General features: G+C 51.5%; 12 protein-coding genes and 2 tRNA genes. 4 read left to right on the top strand and 10 right to left on the bottom strand.

All coding sequences use genetic code 11. The features are described from left to right. Window positions 1-322: 322 nt before the first annotated feature. The 3 genes from purL to ACFQO0_RS00015 form a co-directional block, all read right to left on the bottom strand. Window positions 323-4,333, bottom strand: coding sequence for a phosphoribosylformylglycinamidine synthase (purL, locus tag ACFQO0_RS00005; RefSeq protein WP_382231844.1), 4,011 nt, complete (start codon window positions 4,331-4,333; stop codon window positions 323-325). A gap of 229 nt (window positions 4,334-4,562) precedes the next feature. Beyond that, the gene (locus ACFQO0_RS00010) at window positions 4,563-4,967 is read right to left on the bottom strand and encodes a DoxX family protein (protein WP_382231846.1); all 405 of its coding nucleotides are present in this window, start codon (window positions 4,965-4,967) and stop codon (window positions 4,563-4,565) included. A gap of 144 nt (window positions 4,968-5,111) precedes the next feature. Further along, on the bottom strand, window positions 5,112-6,206 hold the full coding sequence (locus ACFQO0_RS00015) for an AI-2E family transporter (protein ID WP_382233953.1): 1,095 nt from the start codon (window positions 6,204-6,206) through the stop codon (window positions 5,112-5,114). Window positions 6,207-6,623: 417 nt separating this feature from the next. Between ACFQO0_RS00015 and ACFQO0_RS00020 the strand changes: the two genes are divergently transcribed. The 3 genes from ACFQO0_RS00020 to ACFQO0_RS00030 all read left to right on the top strand — a co-directional run bounded on the left by ACFQO0_RS00020 (window position 6,624) and on the right by ACFQO0_RS00030 (window position 9,921). Continuing rightward, a complete protein-coding gene (locus ACFQO0_RS00020; RefSeq protein ID WP_382231848.1) occupies window positions 6,624-6,773 on the top strand; it encodes a lmo0937 family membrane protein in 150 nt (49 codons plus the stop codon). A gap of 224 nt (window positions 6,774-6,997) precedes the next feature. Beyond that, a complete protein-coding gene (locus ACFQO0_RS00025) occupies window positions 6,998-8,242 on the top strand; it encodes a D-amino acid dehydrogenase (RefSeq protein WP_382231850.1) in 1,245 nt (414 codons plus the stop codon). 140 nt (window positions 8,243-8,382) lie between these two features. Beyond that, entirely contained in the window at window positions 8,383-9,921 is a 1,539-nt protein-coding gene (locus ACFQO0_RS00030; RefSeq protein WP_382231852.1) for an NAD(P)H-hydrate dehydratase, read from the top strand. Window positions 9,922-9,955: 34 nt separating this feature from the next. Here ACFQO0_RS00030 and ACFQO0_RS00035 read toward each other — a convergent pair whose 3' ends face one another. Next, window positions 9,956-10,639, bottom strand: coding sequence for an ABC transporter ATP-binding protein (locus tag ACFQO0_RS00035; protein ID WP_382231854.1), 684 nt, complete (start codon window positions 10,637-10,639; stop codon window positions 9,956-9,958). Here ACFQO0_RS00035 and ACFQO0_RS00040 point away from each other — a divergent pair. Further along, complete coding sequence (locus ACFQO0_RS00040; RefSeq protein ID WP_382231855.1) at window positions 10,638-11,306, top strand: arylesterase; 669 nt, start codon at window positions 10,638-10,640, stop codon at window positions 11,304-11,306. The two genes, ACFQO0_RS00035 and ACFQO0_RS00040, sit on opposite strands and share 2 nt — an antisense overlap. A 51-nt stretch (window positions 11,307-11,357) precedes the next feature. Here the strand turns inward: ACFQO0_RS00040 and ACFQO0_RS00045 are convergent, their stop codons facing one another. From ACFQO0_RS00045 to clpX, 6 genes are all read right to left on the bottom strand, one after another. After that, entirely contained in the window at window positions 11,358-13,271 is a 1,914-nt protein-coding gene (locus ACFQO0_RS00045; protein WP_382231857.1) for a SurA N-terminal domain-containing protein, read from the bottom strand. Between the two features lie 75 nt (window positions 13,272-13,346). Next, window positions 13,347-13,423 (bottom strand) — tRNA-Asp (locus ACFQO0_RS00050). Window positions 13,424-13,458: 35 nt separating this feature from the next. After that, window positions 13,459-13,534, bottom strand: a tRNA-Val gene (locus ACFQO0_RS00055). Between the two features lie 124 nt (window positions 13,535-13,658). Further along, window positions 13,659-14,021, bottom strand: coding sequence for an HU family DNA-binding protein (locus ACFQO0_RS00060; RefSeq protein WP_382233955.1), 363 nt, complete (start codon window positions 14,019-14,021; stop codon window positions 13,659-13,661). 158 nt (window positions 14,022-14,179) lie between these two features. Next, window positions 14,180-16,594 carry an endopeptidase La gene (lon, locus tag ACFQO0_RS00065; protein ID WP_382231859.1) on the bottom strand — a complete coding sequence of 805 codons (2,415 nt, stop codon included), beginning with the start codon at window positions 16,592-16,594 and terminating at the stop codon, window positions 14,180-14,182. A gap of 240 nt (window positions 16,595-16,834) precedes the next feature. Further along, on the bottom strand, window positions 16,835-18,106 hold the full coding sequence (gene clpX / locus ACFQO0_RS00070; protein WP_382231861.1) for an ATP-dependent Clp protease ATP-binding subunit ClpX: 1,272 nt from the start codon (window positions 18,104-18,106) through the stop codon (window positions 16,835-16,837). Window positions 18,107-18,176 lie beyond the last annotated feature (70 nt).

Below are 18,176 nucleotides of genomic sequence, written 5' to 3' on the forward strand. Positions count from 1 at the left end.
CAAGCGGTCGTCAGGCGGATAAAGAGCGCAAACCTGTTTGAGCCAAAGGCGAGTTTGTTTGTGCTCCCGACTGATGATTGCTTGACTTGGGAACCCGCGCAGCGGGCAACGGCTTCTGCGTCGCCTTCTTTTGCTTACTTTTCTTGGCGAAGCAAGAAAAGTGAGTAGCCGCCGGGCTACCCCCGGCAAGTCACCACGGAGAAGCAAAAATATTAATAACAAAAATACTCACCAATAAAAAATGCCGCCCAGTCAAAACTGAACGGCATTTTCTAATTGAGCCGCTTTGCAACGGCAAACTGCGATCAAACAAACGAGCTTATCAACCCACCCATTTACGTGCATTCCTGAACATCCGCATCCATGGTGAATCTTCGCCCCACGAATCAGGATGATAAGACTGCTGCACACTGCGGAACACGCGTTCTGCATGTGGCATCAAAACCGTAAAGCGGCCATCCGGTGTCGTCACTGATGTAATACCCTCTGGCGAACCATTCGGGTTGTACGGATAGGTTTCGCTGGCGTGACCCTTGTTATCGATAAAGCGCATCGCCACGATAGCCTCGTCGATGTCGCCAGTCAGCGAGAAATCTGCATAACCTTCACCATGTGCGATGGCGATCGGTGCCTGCGTGCCGGCCATATCGTTGAAGAAGATGGATGGTGAATCTGCTACTTCGACCATCGAGAAGCGCGCCTGGAATTGCTCCGCCTTGTTACGTGTGAACTTTGGCCACGCCTGTGCACCAGGAATAATCGATTTCAGATTACTCATCATCTGGCAGCCATTGCAGATACCCAAGGCAAATGTATCTGCGCGATCAAAGTAGGTTGCAAACTCTTCTGCCAATTGCATATTGAACAGAATGGTTTTTGCCCAGCCTTCGCCGGCGCCCAGTACGTCACCGTAAGAGAAGCCACCAACTGCGATCAGACCTTTGAAATCACTCAAGAATGCACGACCAGAAATCAGATCGCTCATGTGCACATCGACTGCCTCAAAGCCTGACTTGTGCATCACATACGCTGTTTCCACCTGTGAATTGACGCCCTGCTCGCGCAGAATCGCCACGCGTGGCCGCGCTCCTTTGGCGATGAATGGGGCAGCGATATCTTCCTGCGGATCGAAAGTCAGTACGGGCTTGATACCGGGATCAAATTTGTCGAGGATGCGATCGTATTCTGCATCGGCGCAATCCGGATTGTCACGCAAACGGGCAATGCGCCAGCTGGTTTCGCTCCAGAAGCGATGCAAGTCCATGCGCGACTGGCTGTAAATAACCTTCGCATCACGGGTGAATTCAATTGTTTCGTCATCGCTCAGCTTGCCGATGATGTGACTGCAGGCACCAAGATTGTATTCACGCAGCACATTCATGACATCCGATTTCTCGGCCGCGCGCACTTGAATCACCGCACCCAGTTCTTCGTTGAACAAGGCACGCAAGGTCATGTCGTTGCGACGTTCTGCAATCTGGCTGGTCCAGTTTTTCGCATCACCACCATCGCTGGCATGTTCACCTTCCAGCGTCAGGATGTCCAGATTGACAGACAGGCCGCTATGACCGGCAAACGCCATTTCGCACAAGGTTGCGAACAAGCCACCGTCTGACCTATCGTGATAGGCGAGCAGTTTCTGTTCCTTGTTCAAGCGTTGAATCGCGTTAAAGAATCCTTTCAGGTCTTCTGCGCTATCAACGTCCGGCGTCTCATTACCGAGCTGCTGTATGACTTGCGTAAAGGCAGATGCGCCTAAACGGTTCTTGCCGCGCCCCAGATCAATTACGATCAATACGGTATCACCCACATCGGTGCGCAGTTGCGGCGTCAGCGATTTACGCACATCATAGACTGGTGCAAATGCCGATACGATCAGTGAGACAGGTGAAATAACGGCCTTGTCTGCGCCATCGTCCTGCCATGTCGTACGCATGGACAAGGAATCCTTACCGACCGGGATGCTGATGCACAGGGCCGGGCACAATTCCATACCGACAGCCTTTACCGTATCAAACAGCGCTGCATCTTGCCCCGGTTGGCCGCAAGCAGCCATCCAGTTAGCAGACAACTTGATATCGGAAATGTCAGCAATCGGTGCTGCAGCAATATTGGTCAGCGCTTCGCCCACCGCCATACGGCCGGACGCTGCTGCATTGATGACGGCCAAAGGCGTACGTTCGCCCATTGCCATGGCTTCACCGAGGTAACCTTCAAAGCTCATCGCGGTGACAGCGCAATCGGCCACCGGTACTTGCCACGGACCGACCATCTGGTCACGCACCGTGGTACCGCCGACGGTACGATCACCGATCGTGATCAGGAATGATTTATCGGCGACAGTAGGCAGGCGCAACACGCGTACCGATGCTTCCAGCAAATCGATGCCGGTCAAATCGACTGCAGGCAAGGTTTGCTGGACGTGGCTGACGTCTCTGTGCATTTTCGGCGGCTTGCCGAGCAAGACATCCATCGGCATGTCGACAGGCTCATTGCCGTGTTGCGGATCGATCACCTTCAGTTGACGTTCTTCGGTCGCGGTGCCGACGACGGCAAACAGACAGCGCTCGCGTTTGCACAGGTATTCGAATTGCGGCAGGCTTTCCGGCGCAATCGCGAGAACATAACGTTCCTGCGATTCATTGCTCCAGATTTCCTTCGGTGCCATGCCGCTTTCTTCCAGCGGAACTGCGCGCAGATCAAAGATCGCGCCGCGTTTTGCATCGTTGGTGATTTCCGGAAATGCATTCGACAAACCACCGGCACCTACGTCATGTATCGACAGAATAGGATTGTCATCCTGCATGGCCCAGCATGCATTGATAACTTCTTGCGCCCTGCGTTCCATTTCAGGATTGCCGCGTTGTACCGAATCGAAATCCAGATCCGCAGTATTTGCACCAGTCGCCATCGACGAAGCGGCGCTGCCGCCCATGCCGATGCGCATGCCCGGGCCACCCAACTGAATCAACAAGCTGCCGACCGGCAGATCGTGCTTCTTCGTATGTTTGGCCGAAATGCTGCCGATACCGCCGGCGATCATGATCGGCTTGTGATAGCCGTTGACCGAGCCGGCCACGTTTTGTTCGTAGGTACGGAAATAACCGCCCAGATTCGGACGGCCAAATTCATTGTTGAACGAAGCCGCACCGATAGGACCCTCGATCATGATCTGCAAAGCCGATGCGATGCGATCAGGTTTGCCGTACACATTAGATTCTGAATCTTCTGTAATCGCGATGGTGACATCGTTAGCGTTTTCCCACTGCTGCACCGCATCCGGCAACATCAGATTGGAAACCGTAAACCCGCTCAAGCCAGCCTTCGGCTTGGCGCCGCGACCAGTTGCACCTTCATCGCGAATTTCGCCGCCGGCTCCCGTCGAAGCACCAGGAAATGGCGAGATCGCAGTCGGGTGATTATGCGTTTCGACCTTCATCAGAATATGCGTCAACTCTTCCGATGCTTGATACACGTTGCCGCTGGCTGCGCCGCGTGGATAGAAACGCGAAACGGTCGCACCTTCAATCACCGATGAATTGTCACTGTATGCAACCACGGTGCCGCGCGGTGCCAGTTGGTGGGTATTCTTGATCATGGCGAACAGGGATTTATCCTGCTTCTCGCCATCTATCGTCCAGTCGGCATTGAAAATTTTATGGCGGCAGTGTTCACTGTTTGCCTGTGCGAACATCATCAATTCGACGTCGGTCGGATTGCGTTTGGCCGTGGTGAATGCGGCCAGCAGATAATCGATTTCGTCCTCAGACAAGGCCAGGCCGAGTTCGGTATTGGCATTCACTAATGCGTCTTTGCCGCCTTGCGCGATATCGATGAATGCCAATGGCTTGGCTTCGAGTTCGCCAAACAGGCCAGCGGCTTTTTCGGCGCTGCGCAACACCATTTCCGTCATGCGATCGTGCAGCAAAGCCTGTACGGCGGCGATGCCTTCATCTGATAATTTTTTAACGCCGCCAAGCAAACCTGATTTCAGGTGCACGACATACAGGATGCCGCGTTCTATGCGGCGGATATCCGTCATGCCGCAATTGTGCGCAATATCGGTGGCCTTGCTGGCCCATGGCGAAATCGTGCCGAAGCGCGGGATCACGACGAATTCTTCGCCTTCGATCTTGCCATCAAATGGCTCACCGTAAGTCAGCAAACCAGCCAAGCGCTTGACATCGTCAGGCGCGATAGCCACAGCGGAATCGACAAAATGCATATATCGTCCGGTAATGCTGACGATTGCATGATCGATTTCTTGCAGTTGCAGTAAGAGGCGTTCGGTACGAAAAGCAGACAGGGCGTTGGAACCTGGCAAAATCAGCATGGCGAGAAGGTAGTTGATGCAGAAAAGCAGAGTAAATCCGCTGCCGTCCCGCGAGTTAAATCAGAAAGCGTGATTATACCGCGACAGAGACCGTTTAACTGCCGGGTAACTGTCTAAAAACTGCCTGAACGGCAAGGATTACTGTCATCGAAATGCATAAGGGACGCATTTCCATGCGTCCCTTATTGATCCATACGGCATATTCACAGCGGGTGTAGTCTGGCCAGGATCAATTCCACCTGCCGCCACGACCACCCAGGCTAAAGCGTCCCGCCCCAAGGAAAGCCAGTGCCAGCGCTGTCACCAGGAACATGCCTTGCAGTTCCAGCGCCCAGCCGCCCTGCTCGTTCAGCGATCCCAACTGTTTCATATGCACGAGGAAAATCGCAAAAGCCATATTGCCGGCGATGATCAATGCTGCCGGTCGTGACCAGATGCCGACAATTAACAAGATTGGAGCGAGGACCTCGCCCACATAGACGAGATAAGCCAGTTGCGACGGCAAGCCGGCCGCCTTTACCGAGGCAATAATAAATGCCGGACCAGCAATGATCTTTGCGATGCCGTGCAACAGGATCAATATCCCCAGCACTAGCCGCAAAAGCAGCTTTCCGAAGTCATCAGTATTTTGCATAACGTTCATCCTTGATTGATGGTGTTTGGTAAATAAACTCTAGAACCATAGCGCCAACAATAGTGCGCCGACTTAGTTGACAGACACATAATACGCCGACTGATGGAAATGCGGCACATCCAGTGAAAACTGGCTGGCAAGTGATCATTCACCTAAAAGTTCGGCAATAACTTGCCAGCCCTCTATGTGCTCCGAAATGACTTTGACGATCACGATGATCGGAATCCCGAGCAGCATGCCCCACACGCCCCATAGCCATGTCCAGAACAGGAGCGACACAAAAACTGCCACCGTATTCATCCTTGCGATGCGCCCCGTCATCCAGGTCGTCACGAATGTTCCTACGATAGTGGCAATCGCCAGCGTGGCACCAGTGACAGCCAATACAGAAGCGAAGGTTCCGAACTGCATGAAAGCAGATACGCCTGTGGCCGCGACGATCAGCAACGGCCCGAAATAAGGAATGATGTGCAGGAATCCGGCCGCAACTGCCCACGCTCCTGCATTTTCAAGGCCTATCCAGCGTAGCGCAATCCACATCAGCAAGCCGAAAATGACATTGGTAATCAACATCATCAACATGTAATTCTGAATCGAAGTATTGATCGCATCCAGAATGTGCACGGTAATTTTGCGGGATGACAGCGAATGGCCACTGATTTTTACCAGCTTGCGCTTGAACATGTCACCAGACAGCAAAAAGAAAAACACCAGGAAAATCACCATCAAGGCCTGGCTTACAAAAGCAACTACACCTACCGAACCAGACCACAACCATTGGCTTAAATTAAATACGGATTGCTCGGTGCTGCCGCTTTTTACCACCGGCCGCGCTCCGGTGGCCTGATTGGTTGCTTTTTCAATTTCTGACGCCGCAACCTGCATTTGCTGGATAGTGCTGGTTTGATCGCGTTGTAACTGCTTGATAGAGCGCGATAACTTTTGCGTCGCTGCCGGCAAACTGACCAATATCGAATTGAATTCATCCCGCAGATTATTCGCTGTCCACAATGCACTGGTTAATATCGTCGTGATTACCACCACGGTCCCGATCACACGTGGAATACGTAAGCGTTCAAGGCGAACCACCAATGGATTCAAGGTATAGGCAATGAAGATGCCGAATACCAGCGGGATGAAAAATTTATGCGCGGCCGATAGTGCGAATACAAAGGCCACGCTAGCCAGAATGGTCAGCGCCACACCACGCGCATTGACCGGGATATGGATGCGCTCCATCTCTGCGGCACCTGAAGGTGTCTGAAACTTAAGCTCATCAGGCACTACCATGTCATCTTGTTTATCTGTCTTATTATTATTCATGATTGTGTACCTGAAAAATTGATCGCCGCATTAAGAACACCATACTGATGAAATAAACGTGCAGCGATTGTCCCATAGGCTTCTCTATAAATCATGGCCATTCACACCATAAATCCTATCGATGTATCTATGTTCGATAACGTACAGAGGAGCAATAGGCGTAGCGCTAAACTGCGAACAAGCTAATTGCAAATCTACTGGATTACTGCGATCGCTATTTTTATCGGCATATGTACATACGATACCGGCGTAAGTTGCCGGCGATAAAAATAGAGCTTAAAGTTGCTATAGCGAGCATTCCATCATGAACCAATAAATCGAAAGGAAATTGCCATGCTCTATACCATTGCAGTCGTACTTGTAATCCTGTGGCTGGTCGGTCTGGTCAGTTCTTATACCATCGGCGGTTTCATCCATATTCTGCTGGTAATTGCCATCGTGATTATCCTGCTGCGTATCATCAGCGGCCGCAAGCCCTTGTGACGATAGACGCCAAGTCGGCCGCTTACTTGCCGATTTACTTAAAAACCGTGCTTCAGGCACGGTTTTTTTATGGGTACGTCAATATTAATTAAAGCAAATTTCGCTTGGCACGGCCCCAAGCTATCGCATCCGTGCAACTTATTAGCGATTTCACCTTGTTGTGCTGGCGTATTGATAGGGCCGCTTGGTAACATGGCGAGCTAATTCCAGGAAGGATAGAAGTAATGCAAGTAGCAGTTGTTGGTGCGGGTGTAATTGGTGTCTGTACTGCCTATTTTTTAGCTGAAGCAGGACACGAAGTCGTCGTCATCGAACGTCGCAACAATGTGGCGGAAGAAGCCAGCTTTGGCGACTCCGGCATACTCGCCCCTTCCAGCATCGCACCCTGGGCAGCGCCGGGCGTGCCGCAATCCTTTTCCTCTTATCTGCTGAAAGCAGAATCGCCTTTATTCTTCAATCGCGTGCTCGACCCGTCACTGTGGCGCTGGATGCGCCGCTGGCTGAAGGAATCCGATATCGCCCGCTATCAAATCAATCGCGAACGCATGCAACGCATTGCTTTTTACAGCAGCGACATCATGCAGCAACTACGCGACCGGCATCAGCTGGACTACGAACAGGCGGCAGGCTATCTTCAATTGTTCCGTTCAGAACGCGACCTGCAGTTAGCGAAACCCGGCATCGACTTTCTGGCTGCTAATGGCATTCGGCATGACTTGCCTGATGCGGATGCATTGCGCGCGATCGAACCGGCGCTAAATACCAATACGCCGCTGGCCGGCAGCCTGCATTTGCCGGCAGATGAATCCGGCAACTGCCCGTTGTTCACCCGTCAGATTCGCCAGCTTGCGCAAGCGATGGGAGTTGAGTTTCATTTTGCCAGCAACGTCAAATCGATACGCCAGATCGCGCGCGGGGTGGATATTCGGATTGACGATTACAGCTATTCTGCAGACAAAGTGGTACTCGCAAGCGGAGCCGACAGTGCCAAACTCCTGGCTCCGATGGGCGTGCATTTACCCGTTTATCCAGTTAAAAGCTATTCCGCTACAGCGACCATACGCAACTTTGAATCTGCGCCAATCGCCGCAGTCTTCGATGAGGCATACAAGGTGGCGATCACGCGCATGGGTAATCGCATACGCATTGCTGGCACTGCGGAATTGGGCGCACGCACACAGGAACTGCGCCAGGCAGCATTGAACACCTTGCTTAAAGTGGGCTATGACTGGTTCCCGGATGCATGCAACTTGAATACTGCGTCTTTCTGGTCCGGCACCAGCCTGATGATGCCGGACGGCCCGCCTGTGCTGGGCGCAACGCCAGTCAGAAATGTATACGTCAATATCGGCCACGGCGCGACGGGCTGGGCCATGGCGGCCGGCTCGGCCAAAGTAGTGGCGGATATCGTTTCTGATCACACGCCGGATATCGACCTGGATGGTTTGACGCCGATGCGCTTTGGCTGATTGCAGCCAATCAACGCTACTTATTCTAAATCCGCGTGCTGTTTGCAGTACAACGGATCGAAGTGAAAGCGGATTGGACTAGAATCAAGATAATTTGTCATTGCAGCCTGCTTTCACATTTTTTCAGATTGCACCATCCGATGCCCAGCAACCTCACCCTTTATACCGTTGCAGAAATCCGCCAAATCGAACACGCGGCGTTCGCAACATGCCCGTCTTATACGCTGATGCAGCGTGCAGGGACGGCCGCTGCCGACTATGCGCGGCAATTGCTGGCAGATCATGATGGCGGTGCGACGATACTGGTCCTGGTCGGCCCCGGCAACAATGGCGGCGATGCGCTAGAGGCAGCAAGTCAGTTGGCGAACTCCGGCTGGGATGTCGCGATTCATTTTTCTTGTGATCCGGCTCGCCTGCCGGCGGATGCGCAACAGGCCTTGTTGCGCGCACAGGACAGTCCTGCTCATGTGATCCACGACATTCTTCCTACGCATAACGATTGGGCACTGGTCCTAGATGGCTTGTTCGGCATTGGGTTAACGCGTCCGATTACTGGCGACATTGCCAGACTCATCGAATATATCAACAACCTCCACTGCCCTGTACTCGCACTTGATGTTCCCAGCGGGCTGGACGCAGATACCGGCATGATTGTCGACGCCAACGCCTTCATTCCAGGAGATGGCAGAGCCGCTGCAATCCGGGCGACGCATACGATCACCTTCATCGGCAATAAAGCCGGATTACATACCTGTGATGGCCGCGATTACGCAGGCCAGGTACAGGTCAGCGATTTGGGGCTGGAGGCGGCTTTATATCCGCCATCGTCATCACAGTTGAATCATGTTGAATTGTTTGCAAACACGCTGCAACACAGGCGGCAAAATTCACACAAGGGCAGTTACGGCGATGTCAGCGTGCTTGGCGGCGCGCACGGGATGGTCGGCGCCGCAGTACTGGCTGCGCGAACGGCTGCAAAATCTGGTGCAGGCCGCGTATTCATTGCCGGCATTGACGAAGCATTAAACTACGACAATGCACAACCCGAACTCATGTGTCGACGGGCCGCCGACTTCGACTTCAACAGCGCGACGATTGTGGCAGGGCCAGGGCTGGGAACGTCGCGGGATGCCCACGATTTTTTGCTCCAGGCGCTAGCCGCAAATGTGCCGCTGGTATTGGATGCCGATGCCTTGAATCTCATTGCAGTGGAAAGCGGCCTGCAACAAAAATTATTGTCGCGCAAAGCCCTCTCGCTCTTGACGCCGCACCCTTTGGAAGCCGCGCGCCTGCTCGGAATTTCAAACTCGCTCATACAGGCAGATCGTTTGGCGGCAGCGCGCACTATTGCAAAAAAATTCAATGCAGTGACGATACTGAAAGGTTCCGGCTCAGTCATCGCGGCACCGGATGGTGCAGTCGTGATCAACACAACAGGTAACCCGGCACTGGCGACTGCCGGTGCGGGTGATGTGTTGTCGGGCTTGTGCGGAGCCCTGCTGGCACAGAAATGGCCGGTGTGGGAAGCTGCGCTGGCCGCCGTCTGGTTGCACGGCAAGGCGGCGGACAATCTGGTGGCAAGCGGCATCGGGCCAATCGGCGTCACCGCAAGCGAGTTGATTCCTGAAATACGTGCGGTACTGAATCAGCTCGTATCAAGACAGCACTCGCCGCGGTAGCTGCGGCAACAATCAGTGCGACAACAATCACCTTCTATACAAGACGACCCGCAGCGATCGTGATGGTGCGTTTGCACAAGGCGGCAATCGATGGATCATGCGTCACCAACACCAAAGTCGACTTGCGCTCCTGGTTCAATTCGAACATCAATTTGATTACCGACTCGCCAGTCGCAGCGTCCAGACTGCCGGTAGGTTCATCCGCAAACAGCAATGGTGGCTCACTGACAAAGGCGCGCGCCAATGCAACCCGCTGCTGCTCGCCGCCCGAAAGGTATTTCGGGTAATGCTTCAAACGACTGGAGAGGCCCACGCGTGCCAGCATGGCTTCAGCTTTCTCTCGCGCCTTGCCATCATTACGTAATTCAAGCGGCAACATGACGTTTTCCACTGCATTCAAATGTCCCAGCAATTGAAACGACTGGAAAACAAAACCGAGTTTTTCCTTACGCAAACGGGCGCGGCCATCTTCATCGAGCGCGAAGATATCCACGTTGTCCAGTTTGACCGTTCCATCGGATGGGGTGTCCAATCCCGCCAGCAAACCGAGCAGGGTTGACTTGCCAGAGCCCGATGCGCCGACGATGGCCAGCGTATCTCCCGCTTGCACGGTAAAATCAACCGCTTGCAGGATGGTCAGCTCCCCCGTTGCATCGGCCACACGTTTAGTCAGATTGATTGCTTCGATTGCAGGATAAACAGTAGAGGATTCAGGCATGCGGATAGATTTCAGGTTTTCGTATCAGATGGGAAAAGGATTAAGGACGACATTGCACGCGCTGATGTTGGCTGCCTTGATGTCGTTTGGAACGAGTGCTTATTCTGCATCAAAAACCATACTCGTGCTCGGCGACAGTCTGTCAGCAGAATACGGGCTGGTCCGCGGTGAAGGTTGGGTCACTCTGTTGCAGAAAAAAATGGAGACCGAAAAGATTGCTGCACCAATCGTCAATGCCAGCATCAGCGGTGAAACTACCAGCGGCGGAAAAGCAAGACTACCGGCCTTGCTCGCAAAGCATCAACCAGCCGTTGTGATCATCGAACTCGGTGCCAATGATGCGCTACGCGGTTTGTCACTCACCGCCACGCAGCAGAATTTGCGCAGCATGATCCGAAGTGCGAAGGATGTGAAAGCAAAAGTGTTATTGGTGGGCATGCAGATACCGCCTAATTACGGTGGCGATTACACCAAACAATTTGCCGCCCTCTTCCCCACGCTGGCCAAGGAAAACAAGATTGCGCTCGTCCCCTTCATGCTGCAAGGCGTGGCTGAAAAACCCGAGCTGTTTCAAGCAGATCGTATTCATCCCAGTGCTGCGGCACATCCCAGAATACTCAACAATATCTGGCCGCAACTGAAGCCACTGATTATCACTTTAAAATAAAAAAAGCCGCTAGTGATTAGCGGCTTTTCATATTCTCAAACATCTTCCGAATTATTCAGTAGTCTCGGATTTGGCAGCGAGCGGCTTCACAATCTTCACTTTGGCCTTTTTCTTCAAGGCCTCAATATAGGCATGTGTTTCCTGCTGAGCCAATGCTGCGGCAATCTGTTGGTGCTCGGCCTGGCGCTTGGCACTATCAACATTAGTCGGCTGCACAACCCGAACCACTCTCAGCACGGCATAACCTTGCGGCGCTTCCAAACCGGCATAAGACGGCAACTTGCTGGTGTCTGCCTTCATCACGGCCAAAAATACTGCAGGATTCAGGCCCTGGCTTTTTGCTCGCGAAACGGTTTGCGTTGCGGAGAAACCAGTCGCATCATCCTTCTCTTTCAAGGCAGCCAATTTCGCTTCGCCAGCCTTTTTCGCCAATGCGTGCGCTTCAGTCTGAATCACGCGTTCTTGCACCAATGCCTTAACTTCATCAAAAGGACGCTTGGTCGCTGGCTTGTATTCAACGACACGACCTGCGATCAGCGTGTTCGGTGCAACTTCGACCGCCTCTGTATTGCGTTTGTTTTTCAGTGATTCATCCGAGAACAAAGCCGTCAGGAATTTTTGATTATTGTAAGGGGCGGTAGGTGCCACAGCAGGATTCACCTGACGAGTCAGCGTACCGGTCGTTTCAATTTTCAACTTCAGTTTGTCTGCAACCGCTTTCAAACTATCTGCCTGCTCGTAGACCGTGTTGTTAAACACATCTGCTGTTTCCGCATATTTTTTGCCGACCAATTGCTTTCTGATGTCGTTGGCAATTTCACTTTTTACTTGTTCCAGCGGCTTGACCGCAGCAGGTTTGATAGCGGTGACTTTGATGATATGGAAACCATAATCCGATTGCACCAGATCGCTCACTTCATCCTGCTTCAACTTGAAGGCAGCATCTTCAAATGGCTTGACCATGGAACCCTTGCCGAAAAATCCAAGATCGCCACCGCGTTCTGCGGAGCCTGTATCAACCGAATTTTCCTTGGCCAATTTGGCAAATTCCTGCGGATTCTTGCGCAGCGAAGCCAGCAATTTTTCTGCCTTGGCCTTGGCCGCAGCTTTATCTGCATCGGATGCATCTTTATTGACGCCGATCAGAATATGACTGGCACGACGCTGTTCTTCGGTGCCGTACTGTTTTGTGTTTTGTTCGTAATACGATTTGATGTCAGCATCGCTGACATTGATTTGCGCCGCCAGAGCATCTGCAGTCAACACTACATATTCCGCTTTAACCTGCTCCGGCAAATCAAACTGATTACTCCTTTCGTAGTACGACTTAAGCATGTCGTCACTTACCTTGACCTGCGCTACATAATCCGATGCGCGGAACGCCAATTGCTGCACTTCGCGCTCTTGCTCGCCCAACTCCGACAAGCGCTTAGCCAATGAGTCTGGCGCAAACGCAGTACTTTGAATTGCCGCATTGACTTGCTGCGACGTCAGATCCTGGCGCAGACGTGCTTCATAGGTAGTTGGCGTCATGCCTTGCGCAGCAAGAATGGATTTGTAGCGCTCGACGTCGAACTTGCCATCGGCAGTCGTCAAGCCACCCATATTGATAATGGTTTGCTGCAGGGATTGATCCGACACAAAGAGTTTGTTTTGTTTGGCTTCAACTGCGAGCACGCGTTGAGCAATCAGGTTATTCAAAATTTCCTGTTTGGCTTCTGGCGTATCAAACATCTTTGCGTCGAACTGTTCGCCGAACATTTGACGAAAACGTTCCATCTGTTCGCGTTGCGCCGCATCCCATTCAGGTTGCGTAATAGTTTGATCACCGACCTTCGCCACTGTATTTGAAGCGTCGCCCATGCTGGTATAGCTTTCCAGTCCGACGAAAGCGAACGAAGGCAGAATAATCAACAGCAGTACAAACTGCATGAGGCGTCGATGGGTGCGGATAAATTCGAACATGGCTAACCAATCACAAACAGATTATTACGTCGCATATGAAAAAAGGCGAACTCTCGTTCGCCTTTTTTGCTTTTTTGGCGGAGTGGACGGGACTCGAACCCGCGACCCCCGGCGTGACAGGCCGGTATTCTAACCAGCTGAACTACCACTCCTAAACTACTTGATGATTATTTGCGAGTTTGACTGATGGTGGGTGCTGACGGGGTCGAACCGCCGACCTACGCCTTGTAAGGGCGCCGCTCTACCAACTGAGCTAAGCACCCGACTGCGTATATTTCCCGCACTTGCTTAATTCAGCCAAACATACAGCGTTGTCACCACGCCGCAAAGAAATTATTTTACAGCATGTTGAAGCAATTTGCACCAGCAAATTGTGTTCAGCAATGATTAATTAACGGCGTCTTTCAGAGCCTTGCCTGGTTTGAATTTAGGCACTTTGGCTGCTTTGATTTTAATCGCTTCGCCTGTGCGTGGATTTCTACCTGTGCGTGCTGCACGCTTGCCTACAGAGAATGTACCGAAACCAACCAAGGTTACTGTGCCACTTTTTTTCAAAGTTGTTTTGACTGCAACGATAACAGCATCAAGCGCGCGCGTTGCAGCAGCTTTGGAAATGTCGGCGGAACCAGCAATGTGGTCAATCAATTCTGTCTTATTCACTAACGTCCCCTCACAAAGGTTGAAAGCCGCATCATCATGCTCGCCGGGATCAGCAAGACGAGGATGCGGTCGCAGAAAAATCTGCAGCAGGTATTAAACAAGCCGCAAAGCCTTGTGTCAAGCGCTTTGCGGCGTTTTCCCCTATGAAAACAAGGCGTTCATGTTCGATTTTCCATGTGCTTGTGCAGCATTCCTTTTTTAAACGAAAAAAAAGCGCTCCGCAGAGCGCTTTCTTAGCAAGAGACAACTTAGTGTTTCACGACACCGGAATCCGTCGGTTCGGATGGTTTGGCAACAGCAGCTTCCACCACAGCAGCCTCCTCGTCTGTCAAGGCAACTGGTGCGCGCTCTAATGCAATCTCAAGCACTTTATCAATCCAGCGTACCGGCACGATCTCCAACTTGTTTTTTACATTGTCGGGAATCTCTGCCAGATCCTTCACATTTTGCTCTGGAATCAAAACAGTCTTGATACCGCCACGATGCGCTGCCAGCAGTTTTTCCTTCAAGCCACCAATGGGCAAGACTTCACCACGCAAAGTAATTTCACCCGTCATGGCTACGTCTGCACGTACTGGAATGCCGGTAAAGACCGATACCATCGCAAGCGTCATCGCAACACCGGCCGACGGTCCGTCTTTCGGCGTCGCACCTTCAGGGACGTGAATGTGGATATCGCTCTTTTCGAAAATGTCAGCTTTGATACCGAGTTTTTTCGCACGACTGCGCACAACCGTGCGGGCCGCTTCGATTGATTCCTTCATCACATCACCCAAAGTCCCGGTACGGATAATGCCGCCCTTGCCTGGCATGCTCATAGCTTCGATAGTCAGCAAATCACCGCCAACTTCAGTCCATGCCAAACCAACGACTTGGCCGATTTGATTTTCTTTTTCAGCTACGCCGAAATCGAATTGACGCACACCGAGGAACTTGTCGATATTTTTCGAAGTGACCGCAATTTTTTTCTCCTGCTTTTTAAGTAGAAGCATTTTTACGACCTTGCGGCAGATTTTCGAAATTTCACGTTCCAGCGAACGCACGCCAGCTTCACGTGTGTAGTAACGAATGATGTCGCGTATCGCTGATTCCGCCACGCTGATTTCACCTTCTTTCAGACCATTGTTCTTGATCTGCTTAGGCAACAAATAGCGTTGTGCAATGCTAGTTTTTTCATCTTCGGTATAACCCGACAGACGAATCACTTCCATACGATCCAGCAATGCAGGTGGAATGTTGTACGAGTTTGAAGTCGCAACAAACATGACATCCGACAAATCGAAATCAACTTCGATGTAGTGATCAGAGAACGTGTGGTTCTGTTCTGGATCAAGCACCTCAAGCAAAGCTGATGACGGATCGCCACGGAAGTCAGCGCCCATCTTGTCAATTTCATCGAGCAAGAACAATGGATTGCGCACGCCAGCCTTGGCCATGCTTTGCAAAATCTTGCCCGGCATCGAACCGATATAGGTACGACGATGACCGCGAATCTCTGCTTCATCACGCACGCCACCTAAAGCCATACGAATGAACTTGCGGTTCGTCGCGCGCGCAATCGATTGACCGAGCGAAGTTTTACCCACGCCTGGAGGACCGACGAAGCACAAAATCGGAGCCTTCAGTTTGTCGACACGTTGTTGTACGGCGAGGTATTCCAGTATGCGTTCTTTTACCTTGTCGAGACCATAGTGATCATCTTCCAATACTTTTTCGGCATTGCTCAGATCGTTGTTCACTTTGGATTTTTTCTTCCAAGGCAAACCGACTAGGGTATCAATATAGTTACGTACAACTGTTGCTTCAGCTGACATAGGCGACATCAGCTTCAGTTTTTTCAACTCATTTTGAGCTTTGGCAAGTGCCTCTTTCGGCATCTTGGCTAGCAGCACTTTTTTCTCGAGTTCTTCGAAATCAGCGCCCTCTTCGCCCTCACCTAATTCTTTTTGAATCGCTTTGACTTGCTCGTTCAAATAATATTCGCGCTGCGATTTTTCCATCTGACGTTTGACGCGGCCACGGATACGCTTCTCGACTTGCAAAATATCGAGCTCGCCTTCCAGTTGACCCAACAGATGTTCGTAACGCTTGGAGACGTTGAAAATTTCCAGAATGACTTGCTTCTGTTCCAGCTTCAGCGGCAGGTGCGCAGCAATGGTGTCAGCCAGACGACCAGCATCATCGATTCCTGCCAACGAGGTCAGAATTTCTGGTGGAATTTTTTTGTTCAGTTTGACGTACTGGTCGAACTGCTGAACGATCGCGCGCCGCATCGCTTCGACTTCAGATTCTTCGCCCACTTCAGATTCGATCGGCGTCAAATCGGCCACAAAGTGTGTGTCGAGTTCGCTGATGTGATGAATGCGCGCGCGCTGTGCACCTTCGACGAGTACCTTGACGGTTCCATCCGGCAGCTTCAGCATTTGCAAAATATTGGCGACGCAACCGATTTCATATATGTCATCGGCGGAAGGTTCGTCCTTGGCAGCGGCTTTTTGCGCCGCAAGCATGATGCTCTTGCCTTGCTCCATCGCAGCTTCGAGTGCCTTGATGGACTTCGGACGACCGACGAACAGAGGGATCACCATGTGCGGGAAGACAACGACATCGCGCAACGGCAATAGAGGTAGTTGGGTTTGTTCAGTGGAAATAGTAGTCGTCATGGCGAGCCTTATCGATAAACATGTTAATGATGTTGGCGCTAACGGCCAAAACACAAGCCCGGACAGCAACAAAAATCAGCCCGAAAAACAAAAAAAGCCACCCGCGAAGTTGTCTTCGAAGTGGCTTTACGATGTAAGCCTGAATGATCTCTGCTGACTTTATTGTACTGCGTTTTAAATTAAAAACAGGCTCAAAAGAGCCTGTTTTTTGATATTTCCTGCTGTTTTTGCAGATATTTACTATTTTGCGCCAGAAACCTTAGGTTGCTCGTGATAGATCAGCAATGGTTTTGCACCGTTGGTAATCGTGCCTTCGTCGATGACGACCTTCGAAACATTTTGCTCGTTTGGCAATTCATACATAACGTCGAGCAATGCGTGTTCCAGAATCGACCGCAAACCACGTGCTCCGGTCTTGCGCGCAATTGCTTTCTTCGCGATTGCTTGCAAGGCAGCAGGACGGATTTCCAGTTCAGCGCCTTCCATTTGCAACAATTTGGAGTATTGCTTGATCAACGCATTTTTCGGCTCGAGCAAGATCTGAATCAGTGCTTCTTCATCCAGTTCACGCAAGGTGGCGACGACTGGCAAGCGGCCTACCAATTCAGGAATCAGACCAAATTTGATCAAATCTTCTGGCTCGGTATCCAGCATAACTTGACTTGCCGTACGCTCTTCACGGCTCTTCACGGTAGCTGAGAAGCCGATACCGCTCTTCTCTGAACGCTCGGAAATGATCCTGGCCAAACCGTCGAACGCACCGCCGCAAATGAACATGATATTGGTGGTATCAATCTGCACGAAATCCTGGTTAGGATGCTTGCGACCGCCTTGTGGCGGTACTGAAGCCATCGTGCCCTCGATCAGTTTCAGCAAAGCTTGTTGTACGCCTTCACCGGAGACGTCGCGGGTAATCGAAGGGTTGTCTGACTTGCGTGAAATCTTGTCGATTTCATCGATATAGACAATCCCTTTTTGCGCGCGCTCGACTTCGTAGTTACAGTTTTGCAGCAACTTTTGAATGATGTTTTCTACGTCTTCACCAACATAACCCGCTTCCGTCAGCGTGGTAGCGTCGGCGATAACGAAAGGCACGTCCAGCGTACGGGCAAGTGTTTGTGCCAGCAATGTTTTACCGGAGCCGGTTGGACCGACCAGCAAAATATTACTCTTTGCCAATTCAACGTCGTCTTTTTTACCCAGATGTTTCAGGCGTTTGTAGTGGTTATAAACCGCTACCGACAAAATGCGTTTGGCTGAATTTTGGCCGATCACATATTGATCAAGCAACTCGCACAATTCCTGCGGTGTTGGCAGGTCGGTGCGCGGGCCACCAGCCAGCGTTTCCACGCTGGAGGCTTCATCGCGAATAATGTCGTTGCACAAGTCGATGCACTCATCGCAAATGAACACGGATGGTCCCGCGATGAGCTTTTTAACCTCGTGTTGGCTCTTGCCGCAAAACGAGCAATAGAGCAATTTTTCGCCGCTTGAGGATTTTTTTTCTGACATGGTGCGCGTTATCTTTGGTTGATACAGATTGATCTTGATTGCGGGTTGATATTACCTGTGAATTACAGAT

This window comes from Herminiimonas aquatilis, assembly GCF_042665175.1.
GTDB classification, from domain to species: domain Bacteria; phylum Pseudomonadota; class Gammaproteobacteria; order Burkholderiales; family Burkholderiaceae_D; genus Oxalicibacterium; species Oxalicibacterium aquatilis.